General features: G+C 51.1%; 11 protein-coding genes, 2 tRNA genes and 2 pseudogenes. 10 read left to right on the top strand and 5 right to left on the bottom strand.

Translation table 11 applies throughout. From position 1 onward, the window contains the following. Positions 1 to 31: 31 nt before the first annotated feature. From mutM to PACILC2_RS14530, 4 genes and pseudogenes are all read left to right on the top strand, one after another. Positions 32 to 901, top strand: coding sequence for a DNA-formamidopyrimidine glycosylase (mutM, locus tag PACILC2_RS14545; RefSeq protein WP_213529250.1), 870 nt, complete (start codon positions 32 to 34; stop codon positions 899 to 901). A 116-nt stretch (positions 902 to 1,017) separates the two neighbouring features. Then, positions 1,018 to 1,716: a sporulation membrane protein YtaF gene (ytaF, locus tag PACILC2_RS14540; RefSeq protein ID WP_213529249.1), complete on the top strand. Its 699-nt coding sequence runs from the start codon at positions 1,018 to 1,020 to the stop codon at positions 1,714 to 1,716. Positions 1,717 to 1,754: 38 nt separating this feature from the next. Next, a pseudogene (gene coaE / locus PACILC2_RS14535) lies at positions 1,755 to 2,350 on the top strand (dephospho-CoA kinase). 55 nt (positions 2,351 to 2,405) lie between these two features. Further along, positions 2,406 to 2,915, top strand: coding sequence for a lytic transglycosylase domain-containing protein (locus PACILC2_RS14530; RefSeq protein WP_244863519.1), 510 nt, complete (start codon positions 2,406 to 2,408; stop codon positions 2,913 to 2,915). Between the two features lie 81 nt (positions 2,916 to 2,996). Here the strand turns inward: PACILC2_RS14530 and PACILC2_RS14525 are convergent, their stop codons facing one another. Then, positions 2,997 to 3,215, bottom strand: coding sequence for an alpha/beta-type small acid-soluble spore protein (locus tag PACILC2_RS14525; protein ID WP_062494525.1), 219 nt, complete (start codon positions 3,213 to 3,215; stop codon positions 2,997 to 2,999). A 130-nt stretch (positions 3,216 to 3,345) separates the two neighbouring features. Here PACILC2_RS14525 and nrdR point away from each other — a divergent pair, with 130 nt between their 5' ends. From nrdR to PACILC2_RS14505, 4 genes are all read left to right on the top strand, one after another. Next, positions 3,346 to 3,834 (top strand): transcriptional regulator NrdR, encoded by a 489-nt coding sequence (nrdR, locus tag PACILC2_RS14520; RefSeq protein ID WP_062494522.1) that lies wholly within the window; start codon positions 3,346 to 3,348, stop codon positions 3,832 to 3,834. 243 nt (positions 3,835 to 4,077) lie between these two features. Continuing rightward, positions 4,078 to 4,153: transfer RNA gene (locus PACILC2_RS14515), tRNA-Ala, on the top strand. 192 nt (positions 4,154 to 4,345) lie between these two features. Next, positions 4,346 to 5,686 carry a glycoside hydrolase family 140 protein gene (locus tag PACILC2_RS14510; RefSeq protein WP_213529248.1) on the top strand — a complete coding sequence of 447 codons (1,341 nt, stop codon included), beginning with the start codon at positions 4,346 to 4,348 and terminating at the stop codon, positions 5,684 to 5,686. 151 nt (positions 5,687 to 5,837) lie between these two features. Beyond that, a tRNA-Lys gene (locus tag PACILC2_RS14505) sits at positions 5,838 to 5,913 on the top strand. 88 nt (positions 5,914 to 6,001) lie between these two features. Here the strand turns inward: PACILC2_RS14505 and PACILC2_RS14500 are convergent. The 4 genes and pseudogenes from PACILC2_RS14500 to PACILC2_RS14485 all read right to left on the bottom strand — a co-directional run bounded on the left by PACILC2_RS14500 (position 6,002) and on the right by PACILC2_RS14485 (position 10,626). Next, positions 6,002 to 6,685: a cupin domain-containing protein gene (locus PACILC2_RS14500; RefSeq protein WP_213529247.1), complete on the bottom strand. Its 684-nt coding sequence runs from the start codon at positions 6,683 to 6,685 to the stop codon at positions 6,002 to 6,004. A gap of 136 nt (positions 6,686 to 6,821) precedes the next feature. Beyond that, positions 6,822 to 8,554 (bottom strand): annotated as a pseudogene (locus PACILC2_RS14495) (ABC transporter ATP-binding protein). 246 nt (positions 8,555 to 8,800) lie between these two features. Further along, positions 8,801 to 9,748 carry an alpha/beta fold hydrolase gene (locus tag PACILC2_RS14490; protein ID WP_213529246.1) on the bottom strand — a complete coding sequence of 316 codons (948 nt, stop codon included), beginning with the start codon at positions 9,746 to 9,748 and terminating at the stop codon, positions 8,801 to 8,803. A 92-nt stretch (positions 9,749 to 9,840) separates the two neighbouring features. Then, complete coding sequence (locus PACILC2_RS14485) at positions 9,841 to 10,626, bottom strand: TetR family transcriptional regulator (RefSeq protein ID WP_213529245.1); 786 nt, start codon at positions 10,624 to 10,626, stop codon at positions 9,841 to 9,843. A gap of 203 nt (positions 10,627 to 10,829) precedes the next feature. On the opposite strand from PACILC2_RS14485, the gene PACILC2_RS14480 reads away from it, so the two are divergent. Continuing rightward, the gene (locus tag PACILC2_RS14480; protein ID WP_145977254.1) at positions 10,830 to 11,096 is read left to right on the top strand and encodes a hypothetical protein; all 267 of its coding nucleotides are present in this window, start codon (positions 10,830 to 10,832) and stop codon (positions 11,094 to 11,096) included. A gap of 334 nt (positions 11,097 to 11,430) precedes the next feature. Next, positions 11,431 to 12,246: a protoglobin domain-containing protein gene (locus tag PACILC2_RS14475; RefSeq protein ID WP_280515315.1), complete on the top strand. Its 816-nt coding sequence runs from the start codon at positions 11,431 to 11,433 to the stop codon at positions 12,244 to 12,246. The last annotated feature ends 2 nt before the right edge of the window (positions 12,247 to 12,248 follow it).

The raw sequence follows: 12,248 nt of genomic DNA, 5'->3' as shown, positions 1-12,248 counted from the left end.
AAATCGCCCGAAGTGTTGGGAGGGAGAGAACATGCCGGAACTGCCTGAGGTGGAGACGGTCCGGAGGACGCTCAATCAGCTTGTGGCCGGCAAGCGAATCGAATCGGTCACCGTAAGTCTCCCCCGGATTATTCAGCGGCCGGCGGAGCCGGAAGCTTTCGCCGCCGCGCTGGCGGGCCGGACGATCGAGACCGTGGAGCGCAGCGGCAAATTTTTGCGAATTGTATTGGACGGGCTCGTCCTGGTGTCGCATCTGCGGATGGAAGGCCGGTACGGCGTCTACGCGCAGGACGAGCCTGTGGAGAAGCATACGCATGTCATTTTCCATTTCGACGACGGTACGGAGCTGCGCTATAAAGATGTGCGGCAGTTCGGCACGATGCATCTGTTCGCCCCCGGGGAAGAGCTGAAGCAGCCTCCGCTGAGCAGGCTGGGGCTCGAACCGCTCAGCGATTCCTTCACGCCGGATGCGCTGCGAAAGATGCTCGCCCATCGTCCGACTAAGATCAAGCCGCTGCTGCTCAATCAGACATATGTGGCCGGTCTGGGCAATATTTATGTAGACGAGGCGCTGTTTCAAGCGGGCATCCATCCGGAGCGAAGCGCCGATTCGCTTAAAGCTGCGGAATGGCGCCGGCTTTACGAGTCGATTCGCGCAACGCTCGAACGCGCGGTCGAAGCGGGAGGCTCCTCGATCAAATCGTATGTGAACGGTCAAGGCGAGATGGGCATGTTTCAGCATCAACTGCTTGTCTACGGCCGCAAAGGCGAACCGTGCTCCCGCTGCGGAGGCCCCATTACGAAGACGGTCGTCGGCGGCAGAGGAACGCATATTTGCCTCCGCTGCCAGCCGCCGCGCCGCAAGCGCCGGGCGGCGACCGCCGGCGAACTGTCGAATTAGGCGGGCCGCCAGCGGCTGAACGGTCGATACCAGCCAGGCACGCCGAACTTTTCCCCCACATATGATATACGAAATAAATGGGCGGCCGCATGCCGCCCGACGGGGAGGGTTCGGGAATGCTGGCGCATTACGTATCCTTGCTGCTGCTTGCATTTGCGGTAAGCGTGGACGGGTTCGGTGTCGGGATCGCATACGGCTTGCGCAAAATTCGTATACCGCTTCTTTCGGTTTTCATTATCGCCGGCTGTTCCGGCCTTGTCATCGGCTTGTCCATGCGGGCCGGGGAGTGGATATCCGCGATGCTGCCGCCTGCCGTTGCGCAATTGATCGGCGCCGTCGTCCTGATCGGAATCGGAGGCTGGGCGTTGTTTCAATACGGCCGCAACCGGGCCGGCCGCAGCGCCGTCCAGCCTGACCCGGCTGGCGACGACCGGCTTCCGGCGTCTCCAGTCCGGCAGCGGCAGCGGACAGCGGCTACCGTGCTCGTGCTGGAGCTGAAGCGGCTCGGCCTTGTTATCCAAATTTTGCGTACGCCGCAGGCGGCGGACGTCGACCGTTCGGGCGTCATTTCGGCATCGGAAGCGGTGCTGCTCGGCTGCGCGCTGTCGCTGGATGCGTTCGGAGCGGGACTCGGGGCGGCGATGATCGGGTTGCCGGCTTTGCTGACGGCTATCGTTGCCGCCGTCTCAAGCGCAGTCTTTTTGCTTGGCGGCATGCATGTCGGATTCCGGTTTGCCGGATGGAGAGGCATTCAGACCTTGTCTTTATTGCCGGGAATCGTATTGATGGCGATGGGTATTATGAAACTGTTATAATGATCGAATGATTACGGGTGAACGTCGAGGTGAAGGGAATGATCATCGGATTGACGGGAGGAATCGCATGCGGCAAAAGCACGGTTGCGGCCATGCTTGTCGCGCGCGGCGCCTTCCTGGTTGATGCCGACGCGGTGGCGAGAGAAGTGGTGGAGCCGGGGGAACCCGCCCTGGAAGCCATCGCTTCCGCGTTCGGACAAGCCGTGAAGAAGGCCGACGGCACGCTTGACCGGAAAAGCTGGGCGCCATCGTTTTTGAGGACCGGGACAAGCTGCGGCAGCTGGAGGCCATTCTCCATCCGGCGATCCGCGCCCGCATGAAGGCGCGCATTGACGCATATGCGCAAGCGAATCCGGGCAAGCTGGCGGTAGCGGACGTTCCGCTTCTCTTTGAGACGGGACAAGCTTCCGCTTACGAGGGCGTGCTCGTCGTTTATGTGCCGCGCGCCGTACAAATCGAAAGGCTGATGCGGCGGGACGGAATCGACGAGGAGAAGGCGAAGCAGCGCATTGCGCTGCAAATGGACATTGAAGAAAAACGGAAGCGGGCGACTTGGGTTATAGACAACAGCGGAACGGTCGAGCAGACGGAACAACAGGTGGAACGTTTCTGGCGCAGCTTGGGTATGACATGAAGAGACGGAGCAAAAAAGATATTTCCTCCTTCTGTTCATTTTGGTGATCGGCCTGTTGTTCGTCAAATCGGACTGGATGGGACGCTGGATGTATCCGATCCGGTATATGGAGGATATTCGGGCGAGCGCATCCAATTACAATATCGACCCTCACCTCGTAGCAGCGATCATACGCGCGGAAACCAACTTTTCGACCGGGGCGGAGTCCGCGAAAGGCGCGCTCGGCCTGATGCAGATTATGCCGGAGACGGCGGACTGGATTATGGAGAAGGCCGGTTTTACGGGGATTACCAAAGAAATGCTTCGCCATCGGGCAGACGTCAGCATCGAGCTTGGAAGCTGGTATCTCGGATCGCTTCACAAGCAATTCAACGGCAATTCGGTTGCCGTTGTCGCGGCCTACAACGCCGGGCCGGGAAACGTCAGCAAGTGGCTGAACAACGGACAGTGGGACGGCAAGCTGGAGAACATCTCCCAGGTACCGTTCGGCGAGACGCGCCACTATGTACAACGCGTTTTTTATTACTATAATAAGTACAAAGACTTTTATCCGAAATTCGAATGAAAAACGTGCGAAAACGAACGAAACTTTGGCAAGCTTGCCGATCGGGCAAGCTGCCAAAGCTCCGGTTATTAAGCCTTTGGATTATTTGAATTGACCAGCAAGAGATTGCTCAGCGATTTGCACCAGGCGGCGGGTAATGTAACCGCCCAGAGAGCCTGCGTCGCGAGTAGCCATGTTTCCGTAGTATCCGTCTTGCGGAATGGCAATACCCAGCTCTTGCGCTACCTCGAATTTCATTTGGTCGAGGGCTGCATTCGCTTGCGGTACAACCAGTTGGTTGCTGCTGCGTCCTTGTGCCATTGTTGTTCACCTCCTCGCGGGTTGGTATTTGTATTATGTACGATATAAGCGAGTTCATTACGGCATTTGATTGGTAAATTATAGCGACCGGCGAACGGGACAGCCGGGGCGGAATGGAGGGAGCATCGTTATGAAATGTCCTTATTGCGATTATTCAGGTACGAAAGTGCTTGATTCGCGGCCTGCCAACGAGAATAAATCGATCCGCCGCCGCCGTGAATGCGAGAAATGCAACCGCAGATTCACTACGTTCGAGATGGTCGAAGAAACGCCGCTCATCGTCATCAAAAAGGACGGCAGCAGGGAAGAATTCAGCCGCGACAAGATGCTCCGCGGCCTGATCCGGGCGTGCGAGAAGCGGCCGGTATCGGTGGAGCAGCTCGAAGTGATCGTGTCCATGGTCGAGAAGGAACTGCGCACAACCGCAAAAGCGGAAGTGGAAAGCCGCGAAATCGGCGAGCTGGTCATGCAGCAGCTTTATCCGGTCGACGAAGTTGCTTACGTTCGGTTCGCTTCCGTTTACCGACAGTTCAAGGACATCGACATGTTTATGAAGGAACTGAGCAGCCTGCTCTCCAAACAATCTAACATCGGACGGTCGTCCGAGTCCCGGGATTGAAGCGGCGATACCGTAGCCGGATTGAACGTTTGACCGGGCAACGAATATGGAGCTTGCCGCTCTCATTCAGGGCAAGCTCTTGCCGATTCGGCGCGAAGCATCGGCGGCGGTCATAGTTTGCCGCATTCGCTTCAAAAGCAAACGATGTTCGCGAAAAAAATATTGACAACCTTTTCTGGATTATGATATGATCTATCATGTCGCCGCAAACGCGAGACCTCAGATTAACGCAAAATGAAATACGGGGAATTAGCTCAGCTGGGAGAGCGCATCGCTGGCAGCGATGAGGTCAGGGGTTCGAACCCCCTATTCTCCACCAACATGCAACGCAAACGGCAGAGATGCCGTTTTTTTTGTTTATCACGAATTACACAAACAGAGTGCATAGAGTGCTTTATTTGAGTGGAAATGCAGCCAACATTGAATCTTAATTCGAACATTGTGCGACCGCAGTTGTGATATATTAGTTATGAACAAGTCACCCCATTTGAAGAAAGGTGGCAGAACAAGCATGGAGATCCAAGCAACGCCATGGTTAAAGGTAAGCGAGAACCAAAGATTTCTCGTCAAAGAAGACGGGACCCCGTTCTTCTGGCTTGGAGATACCGCCTGGGAACTGTTTCACAGACTTGACCGGGAAAATGCGGAACTCTATTTGAAAACAAGGGCAGACCAAAGATTTACCGTCATCCAGGCCGTTGCTCTCGCTGAATTTGAAGGATTAACCGTACCCAATGCTTATGGCCGAAAGCCTCTCCTGCAAAACGGTAGCGGACAGTATGATCCGACGCTTCCGGATGTTTCCACCGAGGGCTATGATTATTGGGATCACGTGGATTACATCGTTGACAAGGCGGCGTCATTGGGGCTTTATATTGCACTGCTGCCGACATGGGGAGATAAGTTCAATCTGGCCTGGGGCAAGGGGCCGGTCATATTCAACGTCGAAAATGCCAGAATATATGGACGGTGGCTAGGTGAACGTTATAAGGATAGGCCAAATATCATTTGGGTTCTGGGTGGAGACCGCCCATTGACAACAGCGTTGCATTTTGCCGTTATCCGGGGGATGGCGGAAGGACTGAAAGAAGGCGATAGCGGACGCCACCTGATAACCTTCCATCCTATGGGAGGCTATTCTTCCTCCTATCATGTACACGACGAAAGCTGGCTCGATTTCAACATGATCCAATCCGGTCACGGCGATTTGAACAAAGACAATTATAACTTGGTCGGGATGGATTATTACAAATCGCCGCTCAAGCCTACATTGGACGGGGAACCGTGCTATGAAGACCATCCCATCGGTTTCAAGCCGGAAAGAGGCTATTTTGACGCCGCTGATGTGAGAAAGACCGCCTATTGGGCCGTTTTTGCCGGAGCATTGGGGCATACGTACGGACACCACTGCATCTGGTCATTCAACCAAGAACGTTCTCCCTGCTTCATCATGCAGTGGAAAGATGCGGCACAACGCCCCGGTGCAAATCAAATGCAGTTTGTCAGGGCGTTAATGGAATCCAGGCCCTTCCTTGAACGTGTTCCCGATCAGAATTTAATAGCGGAAAATTATGAAGGCGCAAATCATCTGCAGGCTACCCGGGGAAAGAATTACGCATTCATTTATACTCCTAATGGCCTGAATATCAAGGTCAATATGGGGAAAATCTCTGGCGAAACGGTCAGGGCATACTGGTACGATCCACGGACAGGAGGATTTCAGTTCATTGGTACATATGAGAATAAAGGCATTCTCACCTTTGTCCCCCCGACAAGCGGAAGAGAAAATGACTGGGTTCTGGTTTTGGATGACGAATCCATGAATTATCCGGTTCCGGGGAAGCAATATTAATTTGATTTCATGCCATTTTTCGATAAATCTTGTCACTAAATGATCCGATAAAGCCGTAATCGGCGGCAGTCCGGACGCTTGACACAAAGAAGCCTAGCATATATAATACTAAAGTGTCTCATAAAGCGATTTTCGCATTTATCGATTATTTGGGCTCTTAGCTCAGTTGGTAGAGCAGTTGACTCTTAATCATCTGGTCCAGGGTTCGAGTCCCTGAGAGCCCACCATACATTTACAGCAAAACGGCCTGGACGGCCGTTTTTTTTGTCGTATATTCCAGTGGCTCCGCCGAAACCAAAACTTTATTTGAAATGGTTAATACCCGTATCCCCATCCATTCCCGATGTACGGCTGTTGCTGCGGGGGAGCAAAGGTTTGACGCTGCACGTGTCCCTGTCCCTGGTAGTAGTGCGCTTGATTCGGATACGCCGGAGCTGCCGCTCGTTTGTTGTGGCCTTGCTCCGGCGCGCAATCGCTGGGCGGTCCGATGACAACGGTATTGGTAATGGGCGCTAGCGTGTCCTTAACTTTCGCCTCGTTGAGGCAATACGTATGGGCAAACACATTGGCCGGCGTTAATCGCAGCATGTCGGAAGCAGGTATGAATTCCGGAATCGGTGCATCGAATATAGCCAATAAATGGGTGTTGTCGGCTGTGGCCATTTCATAATGCCACCATCCTTGAGGCACATTGGCTACTTGGCCCGGCTGGATCGGGAAATTGCGAAGCTCTTTCGTAAACGGGTTAATCAGGGAGACAATCGCCGCGCCTGAAATACAATATACCAATTCAGATGCATTTTGATGAATATGGGGCTCGACAACGTTTCCCGTGCTAAGAAAAATGTCCAGCAGGGACACATTTCCTAATGTGTTGAGCTGATTGACGGAAAGAGCGTTAATATAATTCCGGTTATCCTTTTTGAAAAATTGGTTATTATTTAAATCAAACGTAAACCGCACCGATGGTGAAGTAAAGTCCATGTACGAAACCGCCACTTTATTCCCTTCCCTTCATTCCCGAATAGGCTTTTGACTTATGGGTTATCTTATGTTTCTTCCCAAATGAAAGTGCGCCGTTTTTTCATCTTGAAGGTAAAGGGAAACCGGCATCGGGGTAGCATGGCGTCCGAATCTACAATCCAAACTGCTTGGAATACAATTTTGCGTATACGCCATTGCGTGCAAGCAGGGCATCGTGCGTTCCTTGTTCCACAATACCATCCTCCGTCAATACGATAATTCGTCCCGCATTGCGGATTGTGGAGAGGCGGTGGGCAATGACGATGGTCGTACGTCCTTTTGCCAGCAATTCCAATGATGCCTTAATGACGCTTTCGCTCTCGTTATCCAGCGCGCTTGTCGCCTCATCGAAAATAAGAACGGGCGGATTTTCAAAAATACGCGGGCAATGCTTAGACGCTGCTTCTGTCCGCCGGACAGTTTGACACCTCGCTGGCCGATCTCGGAGTGATAGCCGTTCGGCAAGCTCATAATAAAATCATGGGCATTGGCATGCTTGGCTGCCGCAATAACTTCTTCGTCGCTGGCCGCTTGATTTCCATAGCGGATATTTTCCATCACCGTCCCTGCAAAAAGGTAGACGTCTTGCAGTACAATACCTATTTTTGTCGTAATGATTGCAGGTCGATATTACGGACGTCGATCCCGTCGATTAACACCTCCCCGTCAGTCACATCATAAAGGCGGGGGATGAGCGAGCATAATGTCGTTTTTCCCGCACCGGACGGCCCTACTAATGCAACATATTCGCCCGGCTCGATACGAAGCGACAGGTTTTGGATGACTTTGTCCAAATGATCTTCATAACGGAAGGAAACTTGTCTGAATTCAATCTCGCCTCGTATCTCCGGCAGAATGACGGCATCCGGTTTGTTTTCGATGGCCGGCTTCATATTCATGATTTCCATAAAGCGCTGAAAGCCGGTGATTCCTTCCTGAAGCTGTGTGCTCATATGATTCAGTCGTTGAATCGGCTCGATCATAAAGTTGATATACAGCAAAAAAGTAATCAAATCCGCCAAGTCCAAATCAGTGTTGACGATATTGACGCTGCCGAAGATGATCACAGTGATCGTAATCAACTGAATAATCGATTCGAAGCTGTTGTAAAAAAGCGCCTCCGCTTTATAGGTGTTCTTTCGGCTCTCGAGAAAACGGATATTTTCCCGGTTAAACTTCTCGATCTCGAAGCTCTCGTTAGCAAACGATTTTACGGTGCGGATCCCCGCCAGACTATCCTCTATCTGAGCGTTAACATCCCCGATTCGCTCTTTGTTTCTTCGTAATGCCTTGTTCAACATTTTATTGAAATACACAGTCAAGAGACCGAGAACCGGTAAAAACAGAATACGGCGAGCGTTAACGGTGCGTTAATAAAGAACAAAATACAAAATGCCCCGATAAAGCGGACGAAATATTTCGTGTAATCTTCCGGACCGTGATGGTACAGCTCGGAAAGCAGCAGCAGGTCGTTCGTCAGTCGGGACATGAGCCGACCTGTCTTTTCCTTATCGTAAAAGCTTAAGGAAAGCTTCTGCATGTGGGCGAACAGCTCGCTGCGCATGTCGCTTTCCATGCGGGCGCCTACTTCATGGCCTTTGTAGTCCACAAAGTAATTCCCGATATTCTGAATCGCGACTAAAACGAGCATGAGCCCGCCAATCGCGAACACTTCTTGGAGTGCGTCGATAAATCTCCTTCCAGAACATCTTTCGTAATATACCGAACGAGCAACGGAAACACCAAAGTTACGGCGGATGTCATAATGGAGCAGGCCAATACGGCAAGAAACAAGCGTAAATACGGCTTGTAGTATGAGAAAAATTTACGAACTGGAAAACGCATCGAATTTCCCCTTCTTTGTGTTATTTCAAAACACATATAAAGGGGAGCACCGTTTAGGATTAAAGCAAGTGTCCCTCCTTATATGTTTGCACGGTTGGAATCGTCATGTTTTTCATTTCAATTGCCTCCTCGTTTTTTCATAATTCCATTGTAAACTGTTTCAATATTTATTTTCATGGTCTTATTTGGTTATAGTCAGATTTGTCGGGTGAGGCACTGGCGATCGCATCGAAGAATCGCTCATGCTCATGTCGCCGACGACGATCTCCCGAGCCGATCGATGGCGTTCACGACCTGTTGCGGATGATTTTGCGGGATCATGTGGGCAACTTCCGGCAGCATGATGAGCTCGGCATGCGGGATATCTTCCTTTAACCGCAAAGACTGCTCTTTCGTTCCGAACGGGTCTTTCTCTCCTGCAACGATGACAACCGGATGGTTTATTTCCTTGTAGCGCTTGCTGATTTGTTCGGCCGCAGGGGAGAAGGCCAATACGTCCTCGCGATTTGCTTTAAACTGCCCCGGTCGAAGCCACAGCGCATGGGTCGCTTCCCGATAGCCGGCTGGTATCGATTCCGGTGCAAAGGTGGCTTGCAATGTGCGGTCTGCCAGAAATGTTCCGAGCGGACTGCGCAATAACGTATGAAGAACCAGATCTCCGATTACAGGAGTCGTTACCAGTTTGGAGATCGGATCTCCGTTCTCCGCAGGATACCCTTCCTTGTACATCGCCGCGCCCAACGTGACAATCCCTTCAAAATCCTGCGGATATAGCAGCGCATACGATAACACCAATGTTCCGCTCCAGGAGTGGCCCACCAGGATCGGTTTTTCGATGCCCAGCTCCTTTAAAGCGGCATGTATGAGCCGTGCCTGTACGAACGGGGTCACGTTCTCGGAATCCGGCCTTTCGCTATGTCCGTATCCGGGACGGTCAAAGGCGATCGCCCGATAGCCTTTGCCGGCTGCTATCTCGATGACGCGTTCAAAATCATTGCCGGTCAGGACGCCTCCGTGGATCAACACAACGGGTTTGCCCGAACCTTTGCTGATATAATGCAATCGGACACCTTCTATGGTTACGAACCGGCCGTTCGGAGGAAATTTCAATTCCGCCTGTTTGAATTTATACCGGTTGTACAGAATGAATCCTCCCAAAGCGATTGTCAATAATAAAAGGGCCCAAATCCACATCGCATTCCTCTCCTCTTCGCTGCATTTTTACAATAATAACATACTTACAAGTATGTTGTGCCGTTTGCAAAACCCGTAAGGCTACGGGTTGCTTAATTGCGGTTCGATTCCGGACGAATCCCTTGCCATAATACGCTGGAGATCTCTGCTGCAAGAGATTGGAACGAAACTTGATCGGGGGCTGTCAGCCACATTAATACTGCCCCGTTGATAAGAGCGTGAAGGGTGACGGCCAAGTTGTGCGGTTCCGCATCTTTCGTGATGAGTCGCCGGTCTTGCAGCTCTTTTAATAGGACGGAGGTACCTTGAATCAGTTTCGTAAAAGCTTCGTTTAATTTTTTGCGGATTTGGGGCTCGCGGCTGTTTGCAATAAATTCGAAGAAAAGCAAGGGGCGCTCGCCTCCGCCTTCTTTGCACGCTTCAAATTCCGACTGGAGCAACCGTCTCAAAGATTCTGTCGGGTTATCCGAAGCGAACACCTTATGAACCTGACCGGGAAGTCTGTTCAGCAGACGGTCGAGACTTCGTTCGCATAAAGCCAGGAACAGGTCGCTTTTGCTCGAAAAGTGCCAGTATACCGCTCCTTTGGTCATGCCGGTATCGGCTGCCACCAGATCAAGCGTGGCGCCATTGTAACCATGCTTCGCAAACAGACGGGCGGCCGCGTCCAGTATTTTGGTCCGCGTGTCGGCCAGAGAAGGATCCCGGTATTTTTGCAGGATAAACGTTCTCATCGCTTCCTTACTGCCGAAAAACCTTTGAACGGTCGTCCAATGCACGCCAGCTTCCTTCGCGACGTCGGCGAATGTGATTTTATCATGCGGAAGACGAGCGGCCAGTTCTTTTACCGCTTTTTGAATTTGTTCGGAAGATCTCATGTGATCACCTCCGCGAATGAATAATGTTATTCAGATTCTTGAAAGTATGCGTTTATAGTAATTCATACAAATGATGATGTCAAGTGTGACATAAATCACAGTCTAATCCAAGCGATTATGGTATATTTAATTACATTTTAAGATTCATAACCGGTGCCTGTTTTCGAATATTGTATTGTGTCAATGTGAGATATGGAGGTTCCATGATGATGAAAATAGAGGAATGCAAGGAAGAGCAGGTCGTCATCCGGTTAGAAGGAAACATGACATCAAATGATATGGCCTCGATCCAAAACGAGCTGTTCCAGCTTGTCGAAAACGGGTATCTTTATTTTGCTTTTAAAATAGACAGCGCAACGAAACTGAACCGGTCGTTTGTCGGTTTGCTCGTTGCGATCCAACAACAAGTGGCCGAAAAGGGAGGGGCTGTGACGATGTGTTTCTCGAATGGGAACCGGTCGGTACATTGATGGCAGAGCCTGCTTTCCGGCGCCATCGAAGAAGTGGAAGCGCTGTCAAACTATTTTGTCTATGAGGAGCGGTCAACATGCGGATAAGAAAGAAGTCTCCTAATCACGAGCTGACTGATGTCGAGCATCGTTTTTGGAAAACGTACGGTCGGCAAAAGCAGGATTTCACCTTCATGAATCGCACGACATTCGCAAATCCTTCAGCATGATCGATCTGAATGAGGAAGATCTGAAGCTGATCTAGGCATTGCAAGGCATAATGGACGAGCACCTCGAACAAATAACGGACGCGTTTTATTCTACTATACTTGACATCGATCATTTATGAGCGACGATAGAGAATCACACCACTATCGAACGTCTGAAGATAACGTTAAAGGACCATTTGTTTGACATGTTTTCGGGCGTCATCGACGAAGGGTTCATTGAAAAACGATATAAAATCGCAAGCGCGCATGTACGCATCGGATTGGAGCCGAAGTGGTACATGGGAGCCTTTCAAAACTTGCAAAACAGCATCATCGATGTTATACAGAACACTTTTTCCAACAAATCCTTAACGGTTCGAATCCACAAAGCCGTCGCCAAGCTGCTGAATATCGAACAGCAAATCGTGCTGGACGCTTATGAAACGCAAAATTTACATATAAAAGAAGAGCAATATGAAAAAGCAAAGCAAGAACTGAGGCGGCATATCGGAACGATGAGCGGAGACTTGGCGGCTTTGGCCCAGCAAACGAGCGCGTCGGTCGAACAATTGGTGGCGGGCGGGATCGAAATCAGCCGTTCGTTCGAGCACAGCATCGCCAATTCGGAATCCACACAATCTATGGCTTCGATCGGGAAGGGCAGAATTAACCGTTTGAATCAAATCGTAAGCGACGTATTCCGGGGAATGAACGAAATGAATCGTCTAGTGAATGATCTGGGCCAATCGTTCGACCAAATAAAAGGGATCGCTGCCATCGTACAAGAAATCGCGGCCCAAACCCATTTGTTGTCTTTTAACGCGTCGATCGAAGCGGCCAGGGCCGGATCGAGCGGTGCGGGCTTTTCCGTCGTAGCGAGCGAAGTGAAAAATTGTCGGAAGATACGAAGAAAGCGGTCGATCACATTCAAACGCTTATTGAAACCTCGGCAGCATGGATGAAG

Origin of the sequence: Paenibacillus cisolokensis (genome assembly GCF_018403665.1) — a bacterium.
In the GTDB taxonomy this organism is placed as follows: domain Bacteria; phylum Bacillota; class Bacilli; order Paenibacillales; family Paenibacillaceae; genus Paenibacillus_AH; species Paenibacillus_AH cisolokensis.
The sequence above is the reverse complement of the archived record's forward strand: the minus strand, read 5'-3'. Positions and strand labels throughout refer to the sequence as shown.